Origin of the sequence: Paracoccus sp. S3-43, from assembly GCF_029027965.1 — a bacterium.
GTDB lineage: Bacteria > Pseudomonadota > Alphaproteobacteria > Rhodobacterales > Rhodobacteraceae > Paracoccus.
On sequence record NZ_CP119082.1, the window covers coordinates 2,903,540 to 2,928,002 of the forward strand.

Consider the following 24,463-nt stretch of genomic DNA (forward strand, 5'->3'; position numbering starts at 1 on the left):
ACCAAAAGGCCCGCCATGACCTTTCGCGCCCGCCACCTGCTTGGCATCGACCACCTTGCCCCGCCCGAGATCGTCACGCTTCTGGATCTGGCCGAGGATTACGTGGCCCTCAACCGCCGCACGGTCAAGCATTCCGACGCGTTGCAGGGGATGACCCAGATCAACATGTTCTTCGAGAACTCGACCCGCACCCAGGCCAGTTTCGAACTGGCGGGCAAGCGGCTGGGGGCGGATGTGATGAACATGGCCGTCGCGCATTCCAGCGTGAAGAAGGGCGAGACGCTGATCGACACGGCGCTGACGCTGAACGCGATGCAGCCCGACCTGCTGGTGGTGCGCCACCCGAACAGCGGCGCGGTCAACCTGCTGGCGGAAAAGGTGAATTGCGCGGTCGTCAATGCGGGCGACGGGCGGCACGAACACCCGACCCAGGCGCTGCTGGACGCGCTGACCATCCGCCGCGCCAAGGGGCGGCTGCACCGGCTGACCATCGCCATCTGCGGCGACATCGCCAACAGCCGGGTGGCCCGGTCGAACCTGCTGCTGCTGGGCAAGATGGAAAACCGCTTGCGGCTGATCGGCCCCGCCACCCTGATGCCAACTGGGGCGGGCGAGATGGGCGTCGAACTGTTCGAGGACATGCGCGAAGGGCTGAGGGGCGCCGACGTGGTGATGATGCTGCGGCTTCAGAAGGAACGCATGGACGGCGGCTTCATCCCGTCCGAACGAGAATATTACCACCGCTGGGGGCTGGACGCCGAGAAGCTGGCCTTGGCCGCGCCCGACGCCATCGTCATGCATCCCGGCCCGATGAACCGGGGGGTAGAGATCGACGGCACCCTCGCCGACGACATCAACCGCTCGGTGATCCAGGACCAGGTGGAGATGGGCGTGGCGGTGCGCATGGCGGCGCTGGACCTGCTGGCGCGGAACCTGCGCGCCGAACGCGGCCGCAAGGCGGCGGGGGTGATGGTATGAGCGCGACAGTCTTCACCAACGCCCGCCTGATCGACCCCGAGGCGCAGTCTGATGCCCCCGGCAGCCTGCTGGTCCGCGACGGCGTGATCGAGGGCATCGACGCCCCTGCCCCCGAAGGCGCCGCCGTCATCGAATGCGACGGCCGCGCCTTGGCGCCCGGCATCATCGACTGGGGCGTCAAGATCGGCGAGCCGGGAGAGCGGCATAAGGAATCCTTCCGCAGCGCGGGGCTTGCGGCGGCGGCGGGGGGCGTGACCACCATCATCGCGCGTCCCGACACGATGCCGCCCATCGACACGCCGGAATCGCTGGAATTCGTGACCCGCCGCGCGGCCGACGCCCCGGTCAACATCCGCCACATGGCCGCCCTGACCAAGGTCCGCGAGGGGCGCGAGATGGTCGAGATCGGCTTTCTGACCGATGCCGGCGCGGTGGCCTTCACCGACGGCGTGCGGCAGGTGGCGGATACGCGCCTCTTGTCGCGCTGCATGACCTATGCGCGGGGCCTGGGCGCGCTGATCGTCGGCCATCCGCAGGATGCGGGCCTGTCGCGCGGGACGGCGGCGACCAGCGGCAAGTTCGCCTCGATCTATGGCATCCCCGCCGTTTCGCCCATGGCCGAGGTGATCGGACTGGACCGCGACCTTGCGCTTGCGGCGATGACCGGCTGCCGCTGGCACGCCGACCAGATCACCACCGCCCGCGCCCTGCCCGCCCTGCGCCGCGCGCGGGACGCGGGGCTGGACGTGACGGCGGGGATCTCGATCCACCACCTGACGCTGAACGAATACGATGTGGGCGACTATCGCACCTTTTTCCGCTTCACGCCCCCCCTGCGGTCCGAGGATGACCGGCTGGCCATGGTCCAGGCCGTGGCGGACGGGCTGATCGACGTGATCGCCAGCTTCCACACGCCTCAGGACGAGGAATCCAAGCGCCTGCCCTTCGAGGCCGCCGCCCCCGGCGCCGTCGGGTTGCAGACCCTGCTGCCCGCCGCGATGCGGCTGTATCATCAGGGCGGGCTGTCGCTGCCGCAACTGTGGCGGGCGATGTCGCTGAACCCGGCGAAACGGCTGGGCCTGCCGGGCGGGCGGCTGTCGAAAGGCGCCCCCGCCGATCTGGTGCTGTTCGACCCGGACGCGCCCTTCGTGCTGGACCGCTTCACGCTGCTGTCGAAATCGAAGAACACCCCCTTCGACGGCGCGCGTCTGGAGGGCCGCGTCCTGGGCACCTGGGTGGCCGGTCGGCGCGTGTTCGGGGGTGCGCCATGATCTTGTGGACGATCTTCGGCTATCTGCTGGGATCCATCCCCTTCGGGCTGGTGATCGCGCGCGCCCTGGGCCTGGGCGACCTGCGCAAGATCGGGTCGGGCAATATCGGCGCGACCAACGTCCTGCGCACCGGCAACAAGCCCGCGGCGCTGGCGACGCTGCTGCTGGATTCCGGCAAGGGCGCCATCGCGGTGCTGGCCGCGCGGCATCTGGGCGGCGACACGGCGGCGATGCTGGCGGGGGGCGCGGCCTTCCTGGGCCATTGCTTCCCGGTCTGGCTGGGCTTCAGGGGCGGCAAGGGGGTCGCGACCTTCCTGGGCACGCTGATCGCGCTGCACTGGCCGCTGGGCCTGATCGCCTGCGGGGTCTGGCTGCTGACCGCAGCCGTCAGCCGCATCAGCAGCCTCTCGGCGCTGCTGGCCGCCGCACTGTCGCCGGTCTTTGCCTGGGCGATGGGGCGCACCGAGCTGATCGCCGTCAGCCTGTTCATGGCGGTGCTGATCTTTCTTCGCCACCGCCCGAACATCGCCCGCCTGCTGGACGGGACCGAGCCGCGGATCGGCCGCAAGGGCTAGCGTTCGGCCACCAGGGTCCGGCCCGCCGGACGGGCGGGCCGGGCGGGCGCGGGTTCCGGCTGCGGTTCGCCGGCAGCCTCGCGCAGCGGCGGCTGGCTGAACGGGCGGGCCGGAGCGGCGGCGGGGGCAGCGACTGGAACGGGGGCGGACAGGCCCTGCCCGGCGAGGCGGCGCAGCGCGTCGGCCCCGCGCCGGGCCGAGATCGCGACCGAGATCAGCGCAAGGCATCCCGCCGAAAACAGCAGCAGAACCACGATCCCCAGCAGACCGACAAAGATCGGCAGCGGCGGCCAACCCTCGGCCTGGCCCACCTGGGTGACGACGGCCCCGATCAGCGCCACGACGCCCACCGCGAAGACCGCGCCCACGACGCGCTGCACCCAAACCATCCCGTCCGCCTTCATCGCCCGCCCCTTTCCGGTTCGCCCCCTGCCCTGCCACCGGCGCGGCTGCCGCGCAAGACGCCAGCCCTTCATATTGTCGTGCGCCGCGCCGCCCGCCCTGGAACCAGAGATTTTTATCGAAATAAAACAGAAGTGTCGCAGAAGCGTTAACCATTATGAACAGACTGCCGGGACCGCGCGCCATCCGGCCCCGCGGACGTAATGATCAAATATCGGGATTTTGTCATGACCCTACGGTTCGCCGCCATCGCGGCCTTTTCGGCATTCGCCGCCCTTGCCCCCGCGGCCCATGCGGCCAGCTACAACACCCTGACCGGAGAGGCGCCGCTCGTCGTCGCCCATCGCGGCGCCAGCGGCTATCTGCCCGAGGAAACGCTGGGCGGCTATGAGCTCGCCATCAAGCTGGGCGCCGACTATATCGAACCGGACCTGCAACTGACCAAGGACGGTCATCTGGTTGCGATGCACGACGGCACGCTGAGCCGCACCACCGACGTGCGCGACCTTTTCCCCGACCGCAGCAGCTACAGCGTCGGCGATTTCACCCTGGCCGAGATCAAGACGCTGACGGTCAAGCCGACCGGCGCGCTGTCGGGCGACAAGAACCCGCACAAGGACTTCACGCCCAGCATGGCCGATCCCTACAAGGTTCCGACCTTCGAGGAGGTTCTGGACTATCTGACGGCCTATAACACCGCCAACGGCACCAGCATCGGCATCTACCCGGAATCGAAGGCTCCGTTCGACGCGGTGAAGGACGCGGCCATCATCAAGACCCTGAAGGACAAGGGCTATACCGCCGCTGCCGACAAGGTCATCCTGCAATCCTTCGACAACAAGTCGATCCTTGAACTGGACCGCCTGCTTGGCGAAAACGGCATGGAGGCCGAACTGGCCCAACTGGGTTCGGTCTCGCTTTTGGACGATGTCTACAGCGTCGGCGGCGTCTCGCTGGCGGATCTGGCCAAGGTCGCCGATGGCGTCGGCGTCAGCTATGGCGGCATCACCGAGGCCTTCATCAAGGCCGCGCATGACCTGGGCCTGAAGGTCCACGCCTATACCTTCCGCCCGCTGAGCGAGGAGCAGGCCTTCGCGATGATCGAACCGATGCTGAACTGGGGCCTGGACGGATTCTTCACCGACTATACCGATTTCGGCCGTGCGGTCGTCGACGCCCAGCAGCCCGCACCGGTGCCGCTGCCGGCTGCCGCGCCCCTGCTGCTGGCGGGCCTGGGCGGTCTGGCGCTGCTGCGCCGCCGCAAGAAAGCCGCCTGATCGTATCCGCAAAGAAAGGCGCCGGGGTTCCGGCGCCTTTCAATACGAATATTCGCGATAGATCTGGGTCAGGTCGCCCGCCCAGTCGCCGTGGTATTTCTCCAGCAGTTCGTCGGCCATGACCTTGCCGCTGTCCACGCTTTCCTTCAGCGCGTTCAGGAAATGCGTCTCGTCCGGGACCATCCCGCCGGCACCGGCGCGGGCGCGGTTCTTCAGGCCCTGCTCGGCGATTTCCAGCACCTGCCGGGCCAGATCCAGCATCCGGGTGCCGCCCACCTGCGCGTCGAGCGCGTGGATCCCCGCCTCGCGCCGCCAGGATTCGCGGGTCTCGTCGTCCCAGCCCTTGACCAGATCCCAGGCGGCATCCAGCGCGGTCTGGTCATAGATCAGCCCGACCCACAGCGCGGGCAGCGCGCACAGGCGGCGCCAGGGACCGCCGTCGGCGCCGCGCATCTCGATGTATTTCTTGACCCGGGCCTCGGGGAAGACGGTGGTCATGTGGTCGGCCCAGTCCGACAGGGTCGGCACCTCGCCCGGCAGGGCGGGCAGGCGGCCGTTCAGGAAATCGCGGAAGGACTGGCCGAGCGCGTCGATATACTTGCCGTCGCGATAGACGAAATACATCGGCACGTTCAGGACGTAATCGACCCAAGCGTCATAGCCGAACCCGTCCTGGAAGACGAAGGGCAGCATCCCCGTCCGCGCCGCGTCCAGGTTCTGCCAGATATGCGCGCGCCAGCTTTTCCAGCCGTTGGGCTTGCCGTCCAGGAAGGGCGAATTGGCGAACAGCGCATTGGCGACGGGTTGCAGCGACAGCGCCACGCGCATCTTCCGCACCATGTCGGCTTCGCTGCCGAAATCCAGGTTCACCTGCACGGTGCAGGTCCGATACATCATCTGCTTGCCCAGCGTGCCGACCCGGTCCATGTAATCGGTCATCAGCCGATAACGCCCCTTGGGCATCATCGGCATCTGGTCCTGGGACCAGATCGGCGCCGCGCCCAAGCCGATGAAGCCCGCGCCGATGCGGTCGGCGACCTCCTTTACCTCGGCCAGGTGCTGATTCACCTCGTCGCAGGTCTGGTGGATGGTCTCCAGCGGCGCGCCCGACAGTTCCAATTGGCCGCCCGGCTCCAGGCTGATATTGGCGCCGTCGCGTTCCAGGCCGATCAGCTTGTCCTGTTCCATGACCGGGGTCCAGCCGAAGCGATCCCGAAGGCCGGTCAGCATCGCCTGGATGGAACAGGTGCCGTCATAGGGCAAGGGCAGCAGGTTCGCCTTGTCATAGCCGAACTTCTCGTGCTCGGTGCCGATGCGCCAGGCGTCGCGGGGCTTTTCGCCGCTGGCGATATAGGCGGCAAGCTGGTCGCGGCTTTCGATCGGGCCTCCGCCCTGTTGTGGTATCGACATGAGGCGGGGCCTTTCGAGACGTTGCCGGTCACAGGTGACGCGCGGCGTTGTCCAAGTCAACCCGCCTCAACCGGCCCTCCGCCAAACGGTGCGCACGGCATCCGGCTGGTCGGCGACATGGGCCAGGGCGGCGGAGACGGTTCCCATGTCCAGCCCCGGCAGGGCGGTGAAGGCATGGGCCAGGGCCTCGGCCCCAGCCGCGTCCACGGGGACCAGCAGCGCCTCGCCATTGGCGCTGCGCAGCCGCCAGTGGCCGTGACCCTTCAGCCGCAGCAGGCGGATTTCCACCAGATCGCGCAGGGCGATCTCTCCGCCCAGGACGGCCGCGCCGTAATAGCGGATGGCGCCCTCGTCCACCTCGACCACGCCGGGGGCGGCGATCTGGCGGCGGAAGGGCAGCCTGCGGATGGCGCCGATCAGCAGGGACAGGCCGACCAGCAGGACCAGCCCGCCAAGCGCCGCGAAGAACCAGCCGCCGCGCAGGGCCAGCCACAGGCCCGCCAGCAGGATCGCGCCGGCCACCAGGGCCTCGGACCGGCGGGCCGCCCAGGCGCGAAGATCGGACCGGATCATGGGCGGCAAGCGAGCAGGGATATTTGAGTGAAGAAGAAGCCTACCATCGCGACAGGGCATCTTCGTCGCTGGGTTTGGCATCGACCCAGCGGGCAGCGCCGTCATGGCCGATTTCCCGCTTCCAGAAGGGGGCGCGGGATTTCAGCCAGTCCATCAGGTAGTCGGCGGCCTGGAAGGCGGCGGCGCGGTGGCGGGCGGCGGTGGCGACCATCATGATCGGCTCTCCCACCGCCAGCCGCCCGTGGCGATGGAGGATCCGCCAGTCGAGGAGGCCGAAGCGGGCGGCGGCTTCCGCGCCGTAATCCGACAGCGCCCGTTCGGTCATGGCGGGGTAATGCTCGATCTCCAGCGCGGCCATGGTGCCGGTGTCGTCGCGCACGATGCCGGTGAAGGTGACCACGGCCCCCGCGCCCGCGCCGAAGCCCGCCAGCTCAGCGGCCAGGTCGAAGGGCGCGGTCTGGACGCGGGCCGACATGGGTCAGCCCCCGGTCATCGGCGGGAAGAACGCGACCTCTCGGGCGGCCGCGAGGGGGGCGTCCAGATCGGCAAGCTGCTGGTCCACGGCGCAGCGGACGGCGGCCAGGTCGGCGAAGGCCGCCGCGTGCCAGTCGTCGCGGGCGGCCAGGTCGGCGATCAACTCGCGGACGGTGGCGGCGCCGGTGTCGATCCGCTCGCGCGGCTGGCCGATGCGTTCGCGCAGCCAGGCGAAATACAGCACGTCAAGCGTCATGGCCCGGTTCGCGCAGATAGGGGCGCGCCTTCACGAAATAATCCCAGCCGGTCCAGGCGGTCAGAAGCGCCGCGATCCAGATCAGCAGCAGCCCGCCCTGCGTCGCCAGATCCGCCCAGGAGGACGAGAACCAGGGCAGCCGCGTTTCCCCCACCAGCGGCGGGCGGCCATGCTGGACATAGGCCAGCCCGGTCCCCAGGAACAGGACCGAGATGGCGACCATCTGCGTCGTGGTCTTCCACTTGGCCAGCTTCGTCACCTTCAGCAGGCGCGCATTGCCGCCCAGGAATTCGCGCAGGCCGGACACGAAGACCTCTCGGAACAGGATCAGCGTGGCGGGCAGGATCAGCCAGGGGTTCATCCCGGAATAGCCGGTGATGACGACGATGGCGATCACCACCATGGCCTTGTCGGCGATGGGATCCATGGCCGCGCCGAAGCGGCTTTCCTGCTGCCAGCTTCGCGCCAGATAACCGTCGAACCAGTCGGTCGCTGCGGCCAGCAGGAACAGCGCCAGCGCCGCCCAATCCGCGAAGGGGCGGCTGAAATACAGAAACATCAGCGGCACGGCGGGGGCCGCGATCAGCCGAAGCAGGGTCAGGATATTGGGGACGGTCCAGCGCATGAACCGCAGGCTAGTCGTTGCCGCCGCGCTTTGGAAGGGGCGGCGCGCCGAAATGCGCCGCCCCCCGGTCGATCCCGCCGGTCAGCCCAGGGCGCCGGGATAAAGCTCGAACGGGCGGTCGGCGATGGTCAGGTGGACCGCCTTGATGCGCTGTTCCCCGAAATGGCGGGTGCGGCGGCCGATGACCCGCACCGGATCGCCCGGCAGCGCGGCGCTGTCGGTCAGGCCGATTTCGGTGTTGCGGGCGCGGCTGGCCAGTTCGACCGTCCAGTTGCGACCGTCCCGGTCGCGCACGCAAAGCACCGGATCGCTGCCCGAGATGTAGTTGTCCGTGACCACGGCCTCCAGCCGGGTCAGATGGGGTTTGAACTCGTCCCAGTCATCAGTGTCGAAGGACTTCGGCAGATCGAAAGCAGGGGTCCGTGAGTCGGCGATGCTGTGTTCTAGCACGCGGGGCATGAGGGCCTCCTTGGGTTGAGCAAGTCACAACCTTAGCGTGACCTTGCGTCAGCGCAGCGGTAATTTCCTACCGTGCGGCCAGCTGCCCGCGCCGACGCTGCACCGCGCGAATATCGGCTTCCTCCTCAAGTCACTGTAATATCTTGTAAAAACGGATGACGGATCAATGTCGCCGATCCGGTATTCCAAAGCCGCGCCGAACTTCAGGAAATCATTCTACAGGAATCCGGTCGGTATTTGCCGATTTCCGCGCCGCGGCATCAGCCGCGGGCGTTGAAATGGTCATGGACCTTCTGCGCCATCGCGGCCGAGATTCCCTCGACCGCCTGCAGATCGGCCAGGCCGGCGCGGCTGACGGCCTTGGCGCTGCCGAAATGGGCCAGCAGCGCGCGCTTGCGGGCCGCGCCGATTCCCGCGATCTCGTCCAGGGGATTGGCCATCACCGACTTGGCGCGCTTGGCGCGGTGGGTGCCGATGGCCCAGCGATGCGCCTCGTCCCGCAGGCGCTGGATGAAATACAGGACCGGGTCGTTCATGCGCAGGGCGAAGGGCGGGCGGCCGGGGCGGTGGAATTCCTCTTTGCCCTGGTCGCGGTCGATGCCCTTGGCGACGCCGACGATGGGAATATCCTCGACCCCCAGTTCCGCCAGGATGCCGTCCACGGCGGCCACCTGCCCTGCCCCGCCGTCGATCAGCAGCAGGTCGGGCCAGGCCTCCGTCTGGCGGTCGGGATCCTCTTTCAGCAGACGGGTGAAGCGGCGCGACAGAACCTCTTTCATCATGCCGAAATCGTCGCCCGGCGTGATCTCGGTGCCCTTGATGTTGAACTTGCGATACTGGCTTTTGATATAGCCTTCCGGCCCGGCGACGATCATCCCGCCCACGGCATTGGTGCCCATGATGTGGCTGTTGTCATAGACCTCGATCCGGCGCGGAGGGGCGGGCAGGTCGAAGGCCGCGCCCACGCCGTCCAGCAGGCGCAGTTGCGCGGCGCTTTCGGACATGCGTCGGGCCAGGCTTTCGCGGGCGTTGCGCAGGGCGTTTTCCACAAGCTCGAACTTCTCGCCCCGCCGGGGGACGCCGATGACGACGCGGCGGGCGGCGCGTTCGGACAGAACCTGCTGGGTCAGGGCGGGTTCGTCCGGCGTGTGCGACAGCAGGATCATCCGGGGCGGCGGCTTGTCGTCATAGAATTGCAACAGGAAGGCCTGCATCACCTCGGCCGGGGATTCGACGCCGCCCAGGCGCGGATAGAAGTCGCGGTTGCCCCAGCTCTGGTTGCCGCGGATGAAGAAGACCTGCACGCAGGCCTGGCCGCTGTCCATGTGCAGGGCGACGATATCGGCCTCGGCCACGCGCTTGGGGTTGATCGCCTGGACCGACTGCACGGCGGTCAGCGCCTTGATCCGGTCGCGCAGGGCGGCGGCGCGTTCGTATTCCATGTTTTCCGCCGCCGCCGCCATGTCGCGGGCCAGGTTCGCCTGGATGACGGTGGTCTTGCCTTGCAGGAAGCGCTCGGCGTCCGACACGAGCGCGCCATAGTCGGCTTCGCTGATCCGGCCCACGCAGGGCGCGCTGCACCGCTTGATCTGGAACAGCAGGCAGGGCCGGGTGCGCGATTCGAAGGTCGCGTCGGTGCAGTTGCGCAGCAGGAACACCCGCTGCAACTGCGTCAGGGTCCGGTTCACCGCCCCCGCGCTGGCGAAGGGGCCGTAGTAATCGCCCTTCTCGGACTTCGCCCCGCGATGCTTCTTGATCTGCGGGAAGGCGTGGGACTTGGCCACCAGGATATTGGGAAAGGACTTGTCGTCGCGCAGCAGCACGTTATAGCGCGGCTTCAACTGCTTGATCAGGTTCTGTTCCAGCAGCAGCGCCTCGGTTTCCGTGCGCGTGGTCAGGAACATCATCGAGCAGGTCTCGCGGATCATCCGGGCGATCCGCGCCGAATGCCCCGACGGCCGGGCATAGTTCGACACCCGCGCGCGCAGATCCCGCGCCTTGCCGACATACAAGACCCCGCCCTGCGCATCCAGCATCCGATAGACGCCGGGGCTGCGGTCCAGCTGGCGCAGATAGTCCTGGATCAGCGCGTGGCCGGTCTTGGGGGGCGTGCCTTGGGTCATGTCCGTCAACAAAGTGATTCCCGTCGCGGGCTGCAAGTTCCTGGGCGCGATGACAAGATCAAAGCTGTCCACCGCCGCTGTGGATAACTCTGTGAGAGTCCTGTGAGGCAGGACCGTCCCGTCCAGCAATCGTTACAAAACCGTGACCTTGCCTATGTTTTAAGCAAATTTTCAAGGGTCTGATTTCATGAGAAAACTTTATCCTGCCGCCTTCATGCAAGGAAACTTGCGCAGTTTCAGGCCCTTGCTTACCGAATCTTGCCCCGGCGGGGACAACCTGTCGCGGCCTAGCCGCGCGGACCCCGGCGCGAGGGCGGGATTCCCAGGAGGCGCGCGATGGCGCGGCGGAAGGCCGGGCCGCGCAGCAGCGCCAGCCCGACCATCACCAGCAGGAACAGGATGACGACGCGGACGCTCATCCCCCCGCACCGAAGCGGGCGAAGGCGGCGCGTTCCTGGGCGGCGTCCAGCACGGTCCCCGCGGACAGGCCCAGCCTGCGGAACAGCGTCTGGCGGGGGCTGTGGACGACGAAGCGGGTCTTGTCGCCGTAAAGCGCCTTCATCTGCGGCACCAGATGGCCGATGCCGTCGGCCAGCCCCAGATCCACCGACTGCCGCCCGGCCCAGAATTCGCCGGTGAACAGGTCGCGATCCGCCGCCAGACGGTCGCCGCGCCGGGCGGTGACGTGATCCTTGAAGGCCCGGTGGATCGGCTCCAGCACGTTGCGCAGGCGCTCCACATCCTCGGGGCGTTCGGGGCGGAACGGATCCAGCGTGGATTTCGACCGGCCCGCCGTATGCACCCGCCGCTCGATCCCCCAGCGGGCGATCAGATCCTGGAACCCGAACCCGGCCGAGATCACCCCGATCGACCCCAGGATCGAGCTTTCGTCGGCCCAGATCCGGTCCCCCGCGCAGGCCAGCCAATACCCGCCCGAGGCCGCCACATCCTCGACAAAGGCATGGACGGGAGTCTTCGTCTCATCCGCCAGGCGCCGGATCCGCGCGGCGATCAGCGACGACTGCACCGGCGATCCGCCGGGCGAATTGATCGACAGCGCCACCGCCGCGGGCTTGCCCCTGCGAAAGGCGCGTTCGATCACCGGGGCAAGCGCCGCATCGGACAGCGCGCCGCCGCGCCCGGCCATGCCGATGGCGCCGTGCAGGCGGATCACCGACACGCGGGGGCCTTTGTTCGTCAGACGGTCGAGAAAGGGAATACGCATGGCGGCAGACTTAATCACCCGCCCGCGCCATCACAAGCGTCACGCGTCGCGGATCGTGTCGCCCGGCAGGAAGGTCGGCGTCAGCGCGACGATGCGGTCCTCCGGGATCGCATCCTTGCCCGCGACCAGCCGCGCCGCGCGCCGCCCGATATCGACGCGGCGCGCATCGGTCGTGGCCAGCCGCACCGGCAGCCCGTGCAGCAGATCGACGCCGTTGAACCCCGCCAGCCCGATCCGGTTGGGGATGTCATAGCCCTTGTCCAGGCAGTAGAGCAGCCCCCCCGCCCCGATCATGTCGTTCGAGAAATACAGGAAATCCAAGTCCGGCGCGCGGGTCAGGATCCGTTCGGTCAGCTCGCGCCCCTTCAGCAGCGACGATCCGCCCTGGTAATATTCGCGCGCCTCCAGCGACACCCCGGCCTCGGCCAGGCCCTCCTCGAACCCGGCCAGGCGCTTGCGGGCGCGGTGATCCTCGGGCATGTGGGTGCCGACGAAGCCGATCCGGCGATAGCCCGCGGCCAGGATCCGCGCCGCCATCTCGCGCCCCGCGCGGCGGTGGGAAATGCCGACGATGGTGTCGATCCCCTCGCCGTCCACATCCATGATCTCGACCACCGGAATGCCGGAATTGGCCAGCATGGCGCGCGAGGCCTTGCTGTGTTCCAGCCCCGCCAGGATCACGCCGGACGGGCGCCAGGACAGCATGTCATACAGCACCATCTCCTCTCGCGCGGGGGAATAGTTGGTGACGCCGATCACCGGTTGCAGGCCGGTGTCGTCCAGCTCGGCCGAGACCCCGCCCAGCACGTCGGGAAAGACCAGGTTCGACAGCGACGGAATCACCACCGCGACCAGGTTGACCCGCTGGCTTGCCAGCCCGCCCGCGATCTTGTTGGGGACATAGCCCAGCGTCTTGGCCGCCGTCAGCACCTTTTCCCGCGTCGCCGCCGACACGTCGCCCCGGTTGCGCAGAACCCGGCTGACGGTCATCTCCGACACGCCCGAGGCTTCGGAAACATCGCGCAGGGTCAGGGGGCGGCGGGGTCGCGGAACATTCATCGGGCACCGGATGGATCAGGTCTTTGCCGGATGTTAGCGTCCATCGGACCCCGCGACAACCTTGCCAAACCGCCCGCCAGCGGTCAAAAGGACACAGGCGGCCCCGTGGCTCAACTGGATAGAGCAGCCCCCTCCTAAGGGGCAGGTTACAGGTTCAAGTCCTGTCGGGGTCACCAATTAGATCAACGCCTTAACTTGTTACTATGGGGGTGCTTTTAGGTTCCTCGAACCGGCACGAACTCCGATTCGTTCCACCGCCGTTGCCACATCTGCCCGTTTCTCCATTCGAAGAAACCAGATTCCTGGACCTTGGGGCCAAGCACCTCATCCAGCGTGATCGCCTCGCCCTCGTGCAAATCAATAATGCGGTGAGTGTGATCGTGCGGGATTTCCACCACATCGCCGGGGCTGTGGTGCCGAAGCTCCATGCTGCCGTCAGGGTGCAAAACCTCTTCGGAATAGCCCCCATGCAGGATGTAGCTGCGGCAGTCGAACTGGTGGTCATGGTGCGGCCCGTTGTCAGGAGCCGCGAAGCGATGCAGCACCAGCGGGTTACCAGTCTCGCCGCGCCCGAGGTGCCATTTGGCGAAATGGCCGCTCATAGGCTCATGCGTCATTGTCAGCATCATCGCCTCCTTTACTGATGCGTTCGGCCACCTGCTCCAGGTCAACGCCAGCCGCCACAGCAAGGCTCTGCAAAGCGAGGCAGGCCCGTTCCTCGACTGCCCAATGCGGCCGAACTGCCCCGCTACCACCCCGGCCGGTGTAGGTGACTCCGGCAGGCCAAGGACATGAATAGCCCCATGTTTCGTGGACGCCTTTTTCGCTAACTTTGAGGCAAGGAGGCCATGATGGGCACAGGTAATTTCACTGACGATTTCAAGCGCGATGCGGTGGCGCAGATCACGGAGCGGGGCTACCCGGCCAAGGAGGTCTCTGAGCGGCTCGGGGTGAGCACGCACTCGCTCTATGCCTGGAAGCGCAAGTTCGCGAAGGCGGTGTCGGGTGAGACGGCAAAGGATGCCGAGATCTGACGACTGAAGCGAGAGCTGGTCCGGGTATCGGAGGAACGTGACATCCTAAATAAAGCCACCGCGTATTTCGCCAGGGATGCAAAGTGAGATACGCGTTCGTGGCCGAGCATCGGGGTCAGTTTTCCATCCGTGCGATGTGCCGGTGCCTGCGCATCCAGCCGAGCGGGTTCTATGCCTGGCTGCAGGCGCCGGTGAGCGCGCGAGCCCAGGAAGACAGGCGCCAGACCGAACTGCTGCAGAAGGCTTGGGCCGAGAGCGGCAAGGTCTACGGCTACCGCAAGCTGCATGATGATCTGGTTGAACAGGGCGAAAGCATTTGTCCGAACCGGGTCGCCCGATTGACGCAGCTTGCGGGGATCAAGGCGCAGATCGGCTACAAGCGCCGCCCCGGAAGTTATGGCGGCAAGCCGTCGGTCGTGGTCGACAACACCCTCGACCGGCAGTTCAACGTCGAGGCCCCGGACAAGGTCTGGGTGACCGATATCACTTACATCCGGACGCAAGAGGGGTTCGCCTACCTCGCGGTGGTCATCGATCTCTATTCCCGGCGTGTGGTTGGCTGGTCGATGCAAAGTCGGCAGACGACAGATGTCGTTCTGCAGGCCCTGCTGATGGCCGTCTGGCGGCGCAAGCCGAAGACCAAGGTGCTGGTTCATTCAGATCAGGGCAGCCAGTTCACCAGCATGGACTGGGCAGCATTCCTGCGCGCCCACAATCTTGAGCATTCCATGAGCCGCCGTGGCAACTGTCACGACAACGCTGTTGCCGAGAGCTTCTTCAACCTGCTCAAGCGCGAACGGATCAGGCGCAGGACCTACCGGACCCGCGAAGACGCAAGGCAGGACGTGTTCGATTATATCGAGATGTTCTATAACCCGAAGCGCAAACATGCGAGAAACGGAATGCTGTCGCCCGCAGAGTTCGAGCGACGGCAGATGATGAGACGGGAAGGCGTCTAAGAAACTCGAGGCTATTCAATGAGAGATCCGGTCCATGCTTCTTCGAAAGGAAGCATGCATGACGATTTCCAAGGAACTGCTGGACGAACTGCTGAAGGGAGTAAAGCGCCCTGAGGACCTGCTCGGCGACAGCGGGCTGATGAAAGAGTTGAAGATCAAGCTGATGGAGCGGATGCTGGGCGCGGAGCTGACGGCGCATCTTGGCTATGAAGATGGCAAGGAAGCCCCTCCGGGTCAGAGCATCCGCCGGAATGGCGCCTCGACCAAGGTGCTGAAGGGGCAGGACGGCGAGATGCCGGTTGCGGTGCCCCGCGACCGCGACAGCAGCTTCGAACCGGAACTGGTGAAGAAGGGCCAGACCCGGAATCGACGGGATGGATGGCAAGATCATCGGACTCTACGCGGCCGGGCTGACAGTCCGGGATATCCAGGCCCATCTGCTCGATCTCTATGGCCTGAAGGTCTCGCCCGACCTGATCAGCCGCGTCACTGACGCCGTCCTGGACGAGGTCCGGGAATGGCAGAGCCGGGCGTTGGAGCGGATGTATCCGATCGTGATCTTCGACGCCCTGCGGGTGAAGATCCGCGATGCCGACAGCCGGACGGTGAAGAACAAGGCCGTGTATGTCGCCCTCGGCGTCACTCGAGACGGCCTGCGCGAGGTTCTGGGCCTGTGGGTCGCCGAAAATGAAGGCGCCAAGTTCTGGCTCTCGGTGATGAACGAGCTGAAGAACCGGGGCACGCAGGACGTCCTGATCGCGGTCGTGGACGGGCTGAAGGGTTTCCCCGAGGCGATCAGCGCGGCCTTCCCGAACGCCATGGTCCAGACCTGCCCTCGCCATGGTCACTCGGACCAGTGGCGTTCCCATGGCTCGATGCATCTGGTGCGCCATTCCCTGAACTTCTGTTCCTGGAAGGACCGCAAGGGCGTGGCCGCCGATCTGCGCCGGATTTACAGCGCCCCGACGGCCGATATGGCCGAGGCCGAACTCGACGCCTTCGAGGAAAAATGGGCTGGGAAATACCCGTCCATCGCCCCGGCCTGGCGCAGGGCTTGGCAGGAAGTGATCCCGTTCTTCGGCTTCGATCCGGCGATCCGCAAGATCATCTACACGACGAATGCCATCGAGAGCCTGAACCGCGTGATCCGGAAAACGATCAAGACGCGGGGTTCCTTCCCGACCGACGAGGCCGCGACCAAGCTGATCTACCTAGCCATCCGTAACTTCGAGAAGGACGGCCGAAATGTCCGGGAATGGTTTGCGGCCCGCAATCAGTTCGCCATAATGTTCGGCGAGCGCTTCGACGCTTGAGTATCCCAAACCGCATGGACCGGCCCGGATACACAAAGTTCAGGACACTCCCCTTTCCATCACCGCAGTTCTACAGGGCATCGACCAGCGGCTGGAGGAATCGGCGCAGATTCTCGGCGCCAGCCAGTTCCAGGCATTCACCCGCATCACGCTGCCGCTCAGCCTCGACGGCATCGCCACCGGCTGCATCCTCGTCTTCGTGCTGACCAATGGCAGCTTCCTGACCATGCTGCTCCTCGGTGGAGGCAAGGTCACCACCCTGTCGCTGCTCATCTATCAGCAGTTCACGCTCACGCAGGAAGTGGCCTTCGCCGCAGCCATGGGCAACATCCTGCTGCTGTGCTCGGTTATCGCACTGGTTGTCCAGTTGCGCTTCGTCCGCCGCAAGGGAATAAAATCATGAACGCACCCGCCGCGCCGGCGCGGCGACGCAAGCGGCGCAACTTCGTCGCCCTCGGACTCGGCCTCTATGTGCTCGCCTTCATGGCGTTCCTTCTCCTGCCCATCCTGGTCGTAGTCGTCGTCTCCTTTTCGAGCGCTACCTATATCGGCTTTCCCATGCCGGGCCTGAGCCCGCAATGGTATGCGCGCGCCTTCGAATACGAACCTTTCATGCAGTCACTGAAAGTCAGCATCCAGATCGCCGTGTCGTCGGCGGTCATCGGAGCGATGCTGGGCCTCCCCGCAGCCCTCTGTGCGGCGCGCACGCCGAGCTTCGCCGCTAATGCCGTCTCGACCTTCCTGCTGGTTCCGATCTCGGTGCCAGCGATCGTGCTCGGCTTCTCGCTGCTCTACATGCTGTCGGCGCTGGCCATGGGCGTGTCGTTCACCTCACTGCTGATTACCCATACCGTCGTGTCCATCCCCTACATTGCGCGCACCGTTCTGGCGGTCTACCGCGCGGTACCGCCCGATTTCGAGGAAGCGGCGGCCGTGCTCGGCGCGTCGCGCTGGAGGACGTTCTGGCATGTAACGATGCCGATGATCCGCCCCGGAATCTTCGCCGGCGGCATGTTCGCGGTGCTGATCTCGCTCGACAACCTGCCGCTGTCCTTCTTTTTCGGCAGTTCCACGACCAACACCCTGCCCGTGGTGATGCTGAGTTACATGCAGAACCAGTTCGATCCCTCGATCGCCGCCATCTCGACCATCCAGATGCTGATCGCAGTGGTCGCCCTTCTCGTCGTCAACGCTCTCTACGGCATTGAAAAGCTCACCGCCGCCTGAGTTTTTCGCTTCAAGGTTCTTCGCCCAAGGTTCTGCGCCATGTCCGATTCCTCCGTGAAGTCCACCCCATACTGGTGGGAAGCCGCGCCTCCGCCCGTTCCGCCCGAGCAAAGCCTTCCAGCCCAGGTCGATATCCTTCTCATCGGGGCCGGTTATACCGGACTTGGGGCGGCAATCCCCCTCGCCCGCGGCGGCCGCTCGGTGCTGGTGCTCGACCGCCAGCGTCCCGGCGAAGGAGCCTCGAGCCGCAATGGCGGCATCACCAGCGGCAATATCCGCCCTTCGCACGCATCGCTCGTGCGCAGTTTCGGAGAGAGGCGCGCGCTCGACATCCAGGCCGAGGGCAAGGAAGCGCGGGAAGACCTTCGCCGCTTCATCACCGAGGAAAAGATCGACTGCGACTACCAGTTGTCCGGACGTTTCTCGGGTGCGATCACCGAAAAGGAGTACGAGGCGGGTGCGCGCGGCGCGGAAGCGCTGGCGAAGACGCTGGGCATCGAATCCTATGCGGTTCCCCCTTCCGAACAGCATCGCTACATCAGCACGGATTTTTATCGCGGCGGAAATGTCCGCATGGACATCGGCGGGCTTCATCCGGCGAAGTTCCACGCCGGCATGTTGCGCGTCGCGCAGGCCGCCGGCACCGCCGTTCAGGGCGGCACAGCCGTGCTGTCGACGGAACGGAACGGCGGCGGCTTCATCGTGACCACCTCCCGCGGCTCTGTCCGGGCAGGCGCGGTGCTCAGTTGCATGAACGGCTACACCGACGCTTCGGACAGATGGCTGCGTCGCCGTCTGGTGCCGATCCGCAGCCGCATCATCGCGACCGAGCCGCTTCCGGCCGATGTCATGGCACGCCTTATGCCACCCCTGATGATGTACAGCGACGGCCGGGAACTCAGCTATTGCTATCGCCCGTCCCCCGATGGCACGCGCATCCTCTTCGGCGGGCGCGACGGAACGGTCTCGGGGGATCCCGCCTGGCCCACCGACCACCTGAGGACCGAGATGGCGCGTATCTTTCCCGAACTTGCGCAGACGCCGATTTCCCATAGCTGGTTCGGCTACGTGGCGATGCACCGCGACTTGATCCCGCGCGTTTTCAGGAAGGACGGGGTGGTCTACGCCGCCGGCTATTGCGGCTCCGGCGTGGTGTGTGGGCGCGCTGGCTGGGCATGACGGCGGCGCAGCAGATACTCGGCAACGAGGAAGCCGGACGGACGGCTTTCGATTTCCGTCCACCGCGCCTGATTCCATTCTTCAGCGGCAAACCGTAGTTCATGCCCCTGGTCTACGCCAGGATGGAAGCAGCCGACCGTTGGCTGATGCGCGGGCGAGACGCTGGAAAGAAGTGACGCTAACCGCCTCTGCGCGTCGTGAGGGCCACACCTCTCCGGCAAACGGGAGAAACCGATAATCGTCGGGATGGCCCGATTGAACACGGGACTGAACCGCTCCGGGTTTGCCGGAGGCTGATTACGGTTGGTTATGCGGCCATGGGCGCAGTTTCCAAAGCCGCGTGGCTTTGTTGCGCTATTCGGGATGAGGTCGGAAGTATCCCTTTCCCGTCTATATTCAGCGCATGCGGACGGTCTCGGGCGTGCCGAGTGATGTAGAGCGGTTCATGAGTGCGATGCGGATCTGAACTTCCGCATGGCTTTGTCCTGCAAGGGGCAGTAAACGCCCCATGCGCCCCGCCTTTCGGCCTCGAAATTTTTGGATAAAGCCTCGCCTCTCGGCATCCTGTCGGGCTCACCATATTTTCGATTCGCGCGCTTCAAGCAATTTTCGAAAACGGCGGAAAATCCTCTCCGAATAACACGCAACTTTATCTCAGCCAGCGGTTTAGCGGCTTTCGAGATAACCGGCCCTCGCCGGTCAGCCGATGGGCTTACAGCAAGGTTCCCTTCGCCAGAGATAGGCCGAAACGCAATCGGGCGCGCCCGCAGGGACGCGCCCGAGGGTGGTGGGCAAGCGCCGGCCTATTCGGCCGGGACGGCGGCTGGTTCCTCCACGTCCATGATCGGATGCGGCAGGTGGATCAGCATCTCCTTCGGGCAGACTTGCAGGAAGTTGGCCTTCTCGACCTCCCAGTCCTGAAGGATGTCGGCGGCGCGGCGCGAGCCGGTTTCCCTCATGTGCCGCTCCACCAGGCCCTTCAACTGGTCTTCCCAATGCTGCCTGGTCACGGCGCACATCACCAGGGTTTCCGGGTTGATATAGTCGCGCGCCACCCCCTGCGGGTCATACAGGTATGCCATCCCGCCCGTCATGCCCGCGCCGAAATTGGCGCCGATCCGGCCCAGGATCACCGCGACGCCGCCGGTCATGTATTCGCAACCATTGCTGCCGCAGCCCTCGATCACCACGGTGGCGCCGCTGTTGCGCACCGCGAAGCGTTCCCCGGCGCGCCCTGCCGCGAACAGGTAGCCGTCGGTCGCGCCATACAGCACCGTGTTGCCGATGATCGTGTTGTCCGCCGCGACCAGGGGCGAGGACATCGGCGGGCGCACCACGATGGTGCCGCCCGACAGGCCCTTGCCGACATAATCGTTGGCGTCGCCGGACACCTCGATCTTCAACCCCGGAGCGGCAAAGGCGCCCAGCGACTGCCCGGCGCTGCCGGTCAGGCGGATCGTCAGGTGGTCGGGTTGCAGGCTGTTGCGCATCCCGAATTTCTGCACGATCAGCGACGATGTGCGGGTGCCGATGGTCCGATGGGTGTTCCGCACGGCATAGGACAGCTGCATCTTCTCGCCATCCTCGAAGAAGCGGGCGGCGTCGCGGGCGATCTCGGCGTCCAGGGTTTCCAGCACGGCGTTGCGGGGCTTCGACCGGTCATAGACGATCTTGTCGGCGCCATCGACGGTGATCAGCAGCGGGTTCAGGTCCAGATCGTCCAGATGCGCGGCCCCCCGGCTGACCTGGGTGAGCAGGTCGGCGCGGCCGATCACCTCGTCCAGCGACCGCGCGCCAATGCTGGCCAGGATCTCGCGGACCTCTTGCGCATAGAAGGTGATCAGGTTCACCACCTTGTCGGCGCTGCCGGTGAACATGGCGCGCAGGCGTTCGTCCTGAGTGCAGACGCCCACCGGGCAGGTGTTCGACTGGCACTGGCGCACCATGATGCAGCCCATGGCGATCAGCGCGGCGGTGCCGATGCCGTATTCCTCGGCCCCCATCATCGCCGCCATCACGATGTCGCGGCCGGTGCGCAGGCCCCCGTCGGTGCGCAGCGTCACCCGTTCGCGCAGGCGGTTCATCGCCAGAACCTGATGCGCCTCGGTCAGGCCCATTTCCCAGGGCAGGCCCGCGAACTTGATCGACGTGGCAGGCGAGGCCCCGGTGCCGCCGTTATGGCCCGAGATCAGGATGATGTCGGCCTTGGCCTTGGCCACGCCCGCCGCGATGGTGCCGACGCCTGAAGACGCCACCAGCTTCACCGTGATCTTGGCGCGCGGGTTGATCTGCTTCAGGTCATAGATGAGCTGCGCCAGATCCTCGATGGAATAGATGTCGTGGTGCGGCGGGGGGCTGATCAGCGTGACGCCCTTGGTCGAATGGCGCAGCCGGGCGATCAGGTCGGTGACCTTCATGCCGGGCAGCTGGCCGCCCTCGCCGGGCTTGGCACCCTGGGCGACCTTGATCTCCAACTCCTCGCAGGCGTTCAGGTATTCGGCGGTGACGCCGAAGCGGCCGGACGCCACCTGCTTGATCTTGGCGCAGGGGTTGTCGCCATTCGGCAGCGGATGGGAATGCGCCGGATCCTCGCCGCCCTCGCCGCTGTCGGATTTGGCGCCGATGCGGTTCATGGCGATGTTCAGCGTCATATGCGCCTCGGGCGACAGCGCCCCCAGCGACATGCCCGGCGTCACGAAGCGCTTCCGGATGCTGGTGATGCTTTCCACCTCCTCGATCGGCACGGGCTTGCCCAGCGGCTTGATGTCCAGCAGATCGCGGATATGGATCGGCGGGTTGGCCCGCATGGTCGTGCTGTATTGCTTCCACACGTCATAGGACGCCTTGTCGCAGGCCACCTGCAACAGCTTCATGGTGCTGGCGTCCCAGGCGTGCTTTTCGCCCGACCGGCGCATCTTGTAGAAGCCGCCGACCGGCAGCAGATCCGCATTGTCGCCGTGGAAGGCGCGGCGGTGCAGATCCTCCAGCTTGGCTTGCAGCCCGTGCAACCCGATGCCGGAAATCCGCGACTGCATTCCGGGGAAATATTCGGCCACCATGGCGCGGGACAGGCCCACGGCCTCGAAGTTCAGGCCGCCGCGATAGGACGAGATGACGGAAATTCCCATCTTCGCCATGATCTTCAGCAGGCCCGCATCCACCGCCTGGCGATAGGATTCCATCGCGTCGAACAGGTCGGCGGCGATCAGCCCGCGTTCGATCCGGTCGCTGATGGAATCCTGCGCCAGATAGGGGTTCACCGTGGTCGCGCCGCAGCCGATCAGGACGGCGACGTAATGCGGATCCAGGCATTCCGCCGCCCGCACGTTCAGCGAACAGAAGGTCCGCAGCCCCTTGCGCGTCAGCCAGCTGTGCACCGCGCTTGTCGCCAGAATCATCGGCATCGCCACGCGGTCGTCGCCCTGCCCCTCATCCGACAGCACCAGATGGCCCGCGCCGGACCGGACGGCATCCTCGGCCTCGGCGCGGATGCGGGCCAAGCCCTCGCCCAGGGCGTCGGGACCGGCGCCCGCCGGGAAGGTGCAGTCGATCTTGGTCACGGCCTCGCCGAACATCCGGCACATGTCGTCCAGTTCGGAATTGGTGACGAAGGGGCTTTCCAGCACCAGGATTTCGGTCTGCGCGCTGCTTTCGTCCAGCACGTTCTTGAGGTTGCCGAACCGCGTCTTCAGCGACATCACCCGCGTTTCGCGCAAGCTGTCGATGGGCGGGTTGGTCACCTGGCTGAAGTTCTGCCGGAAGAAATGCGACATCGGCCGATACTGGTTCGACAGGACCGCGGGCGGCGTGTCATCGCCCATGGACGCGATGGATTCCTTGCCATCCTCGGCCATGGGGGACAGGACATGCTCCATATCCTCCAGCGTATAGCCTGCGGCAAGCTGGCGGCGGCGCAGAACCTCGCCGGTATAGGCGGCGTTCTCGGGCAGATCCTTCATCTTGTGGCTGAGATCCACGACCTTTTCCAGCCATTCGCCAAAGGGCTGGCTGCCCGCCAGGCGGTCCTTGATGGCATGGTCGTGATACAGCTTGCCGTCCCACATATCGACGGCGATCATCTGCCCCGGCCCAAGCGCGCCCTTTTCGCGCACGCTCATCTCGTCGACGGGGACCATGCCGACCTCGGATCCAGCGATCAGCATGTTGTCGGCCGTCACGACATAGCGCATGGGCCGCAGCCCGTTGCGGTCCAGCCCGCCGCAGACCCAGCGGCCGTCCGTCATCGCCAGGGCGGCGGGACCGTCCCACGGCTCCATCACGGCGTTGCAATAGGCATACATGTCGGCCCAGGCGCGCGGCATGTCAGTGGTGGCCTTGGACCAGCTTTCCGGGACCAGCATGGTCTTGGTCATCGGCGCGGACCGGCCCGACCGGACCATCACCTCGAACACCGCGTCCAGCGCGGCCGAATCCGACGACCCGGCCGGGACGATCGGCTTGATATCCTCGGCCGCCTCGCCAAAGGCGCTGCTGGCCATGCGGATTTCATGGCTGCGCAGCCAGTTGAGGTTGCCCTTCAGCGTGTTGATCTCGCCGTTATGGGCCAACATGCGGAAGGGCTGGGCCAGCCACCATTGCGGGAAGGTGTTGGTCGAATACCGCTGGTGATAGATCGCGAAGGCGCTCTCGAAGCGGTCGTCCTTGAGGTCGGGATAGAATTCCGCGACCTGTTCGGCCAGCATCATGCCCTTGTAGATGATCGACCGGCAGGACAGCGAGCAGAAATACAGGCCCGCGACCTGGGCCGCGACGGCGGCCTTTTCGATCCGGCGGCGGATGATGTAAAGCTCGCGTTCGAAGCGGACCTGGTCGATGTCCTTTTCGCAGCGGATCAGGATCTGCTCGATCTCGGGGCGGGTGGCGTTGGCCTTTTCGCCCAGCACGGCGGTGTTCACCGGGACGTGGCGCCAGCCATAGATGTAATGACCCATGCGCAGAACCTCGGATTCCACGATGGTCCGGCAGGCTTCCTGGGCGGCGAAATTGGTGCGCGGCAGGAACACCTGGCCCACGGCGATCAGCTTATTGTGGTCAGGCTCGTGACCCGTGCGGCGCACCTGGTCATAGAAGAACGGCACCGGGATCTGCACATGGATGCCCGCGCCGTCGCCGGTCTTGCCGTCGGCGTCCACCGCGCCGCGATGCCAGATCGCCTTCAGCGCGTCGATCCCGGACTGCACCACCTTGCGCGAGGGCTTGCCGTCGATATTGACCACCAGCCCCACGCCGCAGGACGAATGCTCGTCCTCCTCGCGATAGAGGCTGTGTTCGGCCATCCAGTCGCGGCGGGCCTGTTCTTCCTGCTGCCAATCCTTGCTCATCGCCAGGCCCTTTCGTGCAGAAGCTGCGTCAGCAACTGATCGCAGTCGTATTGCGGTTCGGCGTCCCCGAAGCCTGCCTCGCCGGGAAAGGCGAAGGTGACGGGGCTGTCATTGGTTTCCTGACGCGCGCCGGTCCAGTCGGACTGCACCTCGACGCCGCCGAAAAAGCGGCCCATCTTGCGGCTGATGAACTGCTGGCCGCTGCGTTCGATCAGCAATTCGCCGTTCGCGTCATAGGTCTTCAGTTGGAAGCGCGTGACCTCCAGGGTCTCGCCGTCGATCTCGACCGTCTCGCCGGTCAGGATGTCCTGGCCCACGTTGCGCAGGCGTTCGCCGGTGTTGGATTCGGTCCAGAAATCGAAATCGTCCTGGCCGGTTTCCAGCAGCGTCTTGAAGCTGGCGTGATCCTTGGACCGTTCGACCAGGAAATCGGCCAGCCCGGTATTGGGATCGCTGCTTTCGATCCAGCGGGTTTCGGCGTCGATGCGCGACAGGTGGCGCAGCCCGTCCTTGCCGAAGATCGCCGTGCGCTGATGGCCCGCCGGGTCGGCCTGGCATTGGTAATATTGGCTGACCGAACAGCCCCGGTTCTGCACCGTCGCCTGCAACTGGCAGCCCTTGGGCGGCGTGAAATTGGCGGCATGGCCCGCCGACGCGGCCAGGGCCAGCCCCAGGATCAGAGGGATCCGCAGCATCACCGCC

21 protein-coding genes, 1 tRNA gene and 2 pseudogenes are annotated in these 24,463 nt (G+C 65.9%); 10 read left to right on the forward strand and 14 right to left on the reverse strand.

Features of this window, described 5'->3' with window-relative positions; genetic code table 11:
- The first annotated feature begins 15 nt into the window (after window positions 1–15).
- Genes PXD02_RS15030 through plsY form a run of 3 tightly spaced genes read left to right on the forward strand, consistent with a single transcriptional unit; the run spans window position 16 to window position 2,824 of the window.
- On the forward strand, window positions 16–978 hold the full coding sequence (locus tag PXD02_RS15030; RefSeq protein WP_275104637.1) for an aspartate carbamoyltransferase catalytic subunit: 963 nt from the start codon (window positions 16–18) through the stop codon (window positions 976–978).
- Window positions 975–2,249 (forward strand): dihydroorotase, encoded by a 1,275-nt coding sequence (gene pyrC / locus PXD02_RS15035; protein ID WP_275104639.1) that lies wholly within the window; start codon window positions 975–977, stop codon window positions 2,247–2,249. Before PXD02_RS15030 ends, pyrC begins: the two co-directional genes overlap by 4 nt.
- Window positions 2,246–2,824 carry a glycerol-3-phosphate 1-O-acyltransferase PlsY gene (plsY, locus tag PXD02_RS15040; RefSeq protein ID WP_275104640.1) on the forward strand — a complete coding sequence of 193 codons (579 nt, stop codon included), beginning with the start codon at window positions 2,246–2,248 and terminating at the stop codon, window positions 2,822–2,824. Before pyrC ends, plsY begins: the two co-directional genes overlap by 4 nt.
- Here plsY and PXD02_RS15045 read toward each other — a convergent pair.
- The gene (locus PXD02_RS15045; protein ID WP_275104641.1) at window positions 2,821–3,213 is read right to left on the reverse strand and encodes a hypothetical protein; all 393 of its coding nucleotides are present in this window, start codon (window positions 3,211–3,213) and stop codon (window positions 2,821–2,823) included. The two genes, plsY and PXD02_RS15045, sit on opposite strands and share 4 nt — an antisense overlap.
- 240 nt (window positions 3,214–3,453) lie before the next feature.
- On the opposite strand from PXD02_RS15045, the gene PXD02_RS15050 reads away from it, so the two are divergent.
- Window positions 3,454–4,503, forward strand: coding sequence for a glycerophosphodiester phosphodiesterase family protein (locus PXD02_RS15050; RefSeq protein ID WP_275104642.1), 1,050 nt, complete (start codon window positions 3,454–3,456; stop codon window positions 4,501–4,503).
- Between the two features lie 39 nt (window positions 4,504–4,542).
- Here PXD02_RS15050 and PXD02_RS15055 read toward each other — a convergent pair whose 3' ends face one another.
- The 10 genes from PXD02_RS15055 to PXD02_RS15100 all read right to left on the reverse strand — a co-directional run bounded on the left by PXD02_RS15055 (window position 4,543) and on the right by PXD02_RS15100 (window position 12,707).
- Window positions 4,543–5,913 carry a glutamate--cysteine ligase gene (locus tag PXD02_RS15055; protein ID WP_275104643.1) on the reverse strand — a complete coding sequence of 457 codons (1,371 nt, stop codon included), beginning with the start codon at window positions 5,911–5,913 and terminating at the stop codon, window positions 4,543–4,545.
- A 66-nt stretch (window positions 5,914–5,979) separates the two neighbouring features.
- On the reverse strand, window positions 5,980–6,486 hold the full coding sequence (locus PXD02_RS15060; protein WP_275104644.1) for a hypothetical protein: 507 nt from the start codon (window positions 6,484–6,486) through the stop codon (window positions 5,980–5,982).
- A gap of 40 nt (window positions 6,487–6,526) precedes the next feature.
- A complete protein-coding gene (locus PXD02_RS15065) occupies window positions 6,527–6,961 on the reverse strand; it encodes a molybdenum cofactor biosynthesis protein MoaE (RefSeq protein WP_275104645.1) in 435 nt (144 codons plus the stop codon).
- Between the two features lie 3 nt (window positions 6,962–6,964).
- Window positions 6,965–7,216, reverse strand: coding sequence for a molybdopterin converting factor subunit 1 (gene moaD, locus PXD02_RS15070; RefSeq protein WP_275104646.1), 252 nt, complete (start codon window positions 7,214–7,216; stop codon window positions 6,965–6,967).
- Window positions 7,206–7,841: a CDP-diacylglycerol--glycerol-3-phosphate 3-phosphatidyltransferase gene (gene pgsA / locus PXD02_RS15075; RefSeq protein WP_275104647.1), complete on the reverse strand. Its 636-nt coding sequence runs from the start codon at window positions 7,839–7,841 to the stop codon at window positions 7,206–7,208. The genes moaD and pgsA overlap by 11 nt, the downstream gene beginning before the upstream one ends.
- Window positions 7,842–7,922: 81 nt before the next feature.
- Entirely contained in the window at window positions 7,923–8,300 is a 378-nt protein-coding gene (locus PXD02_RS15080; protein ID WP_275104648.1) for a hypothetical protein, read from the reverse strand.
- 260 nt (window positions 8,301–8,560) lie between these two features.
- Window positions 8,561–10,423, reverse strand: coding sequence for an excinuclease ABC subunit UvrC (gene uvrC, locus PXD02_RS15085; RefSeq protein WP_275106448.1), 1,863 nt, complete (start codon window positions 10,421–10,423; stop codon window positions 8,561–8,563).
- Between the two features lie 287 nt (window positions 10,424–10,710).
- Window positions 10,711–10,842 carry a hypothetical protein gene (locus tag PXD02_RS15090; protein WP_275104649.1) on the reverse strand — a complete coding sequence of 44 codons (132 nt, stop codon included), beginning with the start codon at window positions 10,840–10,842 and terminating at the stop codon, window positions 10,711–10,713.
- Complete coding sequence (locus tag PXD02_RS15095) at window positions 10,839–11,648, reverse strand: S49 family peptidase (protein ID WP_275104650.1); 810 nt, start codon at window positions 11,646–11,648, stop codon at window positions 10,839–10,841. The genes PXD02_RS15090 and PXD02_RS15095 overlap by 4 nt, the downstream gene beginning before the upstream one ends.
- Window positions 11,649–11,687: 39 nt before the next feature.
- Window positions 11,688–12,707 (reverse strand): LacI family DNA-binding transcriptional regulator, encoded by a 1,020-nt coding sequence (locus PXD02_RS15100; protein ID WP_275104651.1) that lies wholly within the window; start codon window positions 12,705–12,707, stop codon window positions 11,688–11,690.
- Between the two features lie 99 nt (window positions 12,708–12,806).
- On the opposite strand from PXD02_RS15100, the gene PXD02_RS15105 reads away from it, so the two are divergent.
- Window positions 12,807–12,883, forward strand: a tRNA-Arg gene (locus tag PXD02_RS15105).
- Between the two features lie 39 nt (window positions 12,884–12,922).
- On the opposite strand, the gene PXD02_RS15110 is transcribed toward PXD02_RS15105, so the two are convergent.
- A complete protein-coding gene (locus PXD02_RS15110) occupies window positions 12,923–13,336 on the reverse strand; it encodes a hypothetical protein (RefSeq protein ID WP_275104652.1) in 414 nt (137 codons plus the stop codon).
- A 222-nt stretch (window positions 13,337–13,558) separates the two neighbouring features.
- Here PXD02_RS15110 and PXD02_RS15115 point away from each other — a divergent pair.
- From PXD02_RS15115 to PXD02_RS15135, 5 genes and pseudogenes are all read left to right on the forward strand, one after another.
- Window positions 13,559–14,700: pseudogene (locus PXD02_RS15115) on the forward strand (IS3 family transposase).
- 58 nt (window positions 14,701–14,758) lie between these two features.
- A pseudogene (locus PXD02_RS15120) lies at window positions 14,759–16,013 on the forward strand (IS256 family transposase).
- A 58-nt stretch (window positions 16,014–16,071) separates the two neighbouring features.
- On the forward strand, window positions 16,072–16,416 hold the full coding sequence (locus PXD02_RS15125; protein ID WP_275106449.1) for an ABC transporter permease: 345 nt from the start codon (window positions 16,072–16,074) through the stop codon (window positions 16,414–16,416).
- On the forward strand, window positions 16,413–17,240 hold the full coding sequence (locus tag PXD02_RS15130; RefSeq protein WP_275104653.1) for an ABC transporter permease: 828 nt from the start codon (window positions 16,413–16,415) through the stop codon (window positions 17,238–17,240). Before PXD02_RS15125 ends, PXD02_RS15130 begins: the two co-directional genes overlap by 4 nt.
- A 39-nt stretch (window positions 17,241–17,279) precedes the next feature.
- On the forward strand, window positions 17,280–18,419 hold the full coding sequence (locus tag PXD02_RS15135; RefSeq protein ID WP_275104654.1) for an NAD(P)/FAD-dependent oxidoreductase: 1,140 nt from the start codon (window positions 17,280–17,282) through the stop codon (window positions 18,417–18,419).
- An 803-nt stretch (window positions 18,420–19,222) separates the two neighbouring features.
- On the opposite strand, the gene gltB is transcribed toward PXD02_RS15135, so the two are convergent.
- On the reverse strand, window positions 19,223–23,761 hold the full coding sequence (gltB, locus tag PXD02_RS15140) for a glutamate synthase large subunit (protein WP_275104655.1): 4,539 nt from the start codon (window positions 23,759–23,761) through the stop codon (window positions 19,223–19,225).
- Window positions 23,758–24,456, reverse strand: coding sequence for a hypothetical protein (locus PXD02_RS15145; RefSeq protein WP_275104656.1), 699 nt, complete (start codon window positions 24,454–24,456; stop codon window positions 23,758–23,760). Before PXD02_RS15145 ends, gltB begins: the two co-directional genes overlap by 4 nt.
- Window positions 24,457–24,463: the final 7 nt, after the last annotated feature.

Excerpts from the sequence above, each read along its gene's own strand:
- pyrC (WP_275104639.1), top strand. The coding sequence starts at position 975 with ATGAGCGCGACAGTCTTCACCAACGCCCGCCTGATCGACCCCGAGGCG.
- PXD02_RS15060 (WP_275104644.1), bottom strand. The coding sequence starts at position 6,486 with ATGATCCGGTCCGATCTTCGCGCCTGGGCGGCCCGCCGGTCCGAGGCC.
- PXD02_RS15130 (WP_275104653.1), top strand. The coding sequence starts at position 16,413 with ATGAACGCACCCGCCGCGCCGGCGCGGCGACGCAAGCGGCGCAACTTC.
- plsY (WP_275104640.1), top strand. The coding sequence starts at position 2,246 with ATGATCTTGTGGACGATCTTCGGCTATCTGCTGGGATCCATCCCCTTC.
- PXD02_RS15030 (WP_275104637.1), top strand. The coding sequence starts at position 16 with ATGACCTTTCGCGCCCGCCACCTGCTTGGCATCGACCACCTTGCCCCG.
- gltB (WP_275104655.1), bottom strand. The coding sequence starts at position 23,761 with ATGAGCAAGGATTGGCAGCAGGAAGAACAGGCCCGCCGCGACTGGATG.
- PXD02_RS15095 (WP_275104650.1), bottom strand. The coding sequence starts at position 11,648 with ATGCGTATTCCCTTTCTCGACCGTCTGACGAACAAAGGCCCCCGCGTG.
- PXD02_RS15050 (WP_275104642.1), top strand. The coding sequence starts at position 3,454 with ATGACCCTACGGTTCGCCGCCATCGCGGCCTTTTCGGCATTCGCCGCC.
- PXD02_RS15090 (WP_275104649.1), bottom strand. The coding sequence starts at position 10,842 with ATGAGCGTCCGCGTCGTCATCCTGTTCCTGCTGGTGATGGTCGGGCTG.
- moaD (WP_275104646.1), bottom strand. The coding sequence starts at position 7,216 with ATGACGCTTGACGTGCTGTATTTCGCCTGGCTGCGCGAACGCATCGGC.
- PXD02_RS15100 (WP_275104651.1), bottom strand. The coding sequence starts at position 12,707 with ATGAATGTTCCGCGACCCCGCCGCCCCCTGACCCTGCGCGATGTTTCC.
- PXD02_RS15065 (WP_275104645.1), bottom strand. The coding sequence starts at position 6,961 with ATGTCGGCCCGCGTCCAGACCGCGCCCTTCGACCTGGCCGCTGAGCTG.
- PXD02_RS15110 (WP_275104652.1), bottom strand. The coding sequence starts at position 13,336 with ATGATGCTGACAATGACGCATGAGCCTATGAGCGGCCATTTCGCCAAA.
- PXD02_RS15080 (WP_275104648.1), bottom strand. The coding sequence starts at position 8,300 with ATGCCCCGCGTGCTAGAACACAGCATCGCCGACTCACGGACCCCTGCT.
- uvrC (WP_275106448.1), bottom strand. The coding sequence starts at position 10,423 with ATGACCCAAGGCACGCCCCCCAAGACCGGCCACGCGCTGATCCAGGAC.
- PXD02_RS15135 (WP_275104654.1), top strand. The coding sequence starts at position 17,280 with ATGTCCGATTCCTCCGTGAAGTCCACCCCATACTGGTGGGAAGCCGCG.
- pgsA (WP_275104647.1), bottom strand. The coding sequence starts at position 7,841 with ATGCGCTGGACCGTCCCCAATATCCTGACCCTGCTTCGGCTGATCGCG.
- PXD02_RS15145 (WP_275104656.1), bottom strand. The coding sequence starts at position 24,456 with ATGCTGCGGATCCCTCTGATCCTGGGGCTGGCCCTGGCCGCGTCGGCG.
- PXD02_RS15055 (WP_275104643.1), bottom strand. The coding sequence starts at position 5,913 with ATGTCGATACCACAACAGGGCGGAGGCCCGATCGAAAGCCGCGACCAG.
- PXD02_RS15045 (WP_275104641.1), bottom strand. The coding sequence starts at position 3,213 with ATGGTTTGGGTGCAGCGCGTCGTGGGCGCGGTCTTCGCGGTGGGCGTC.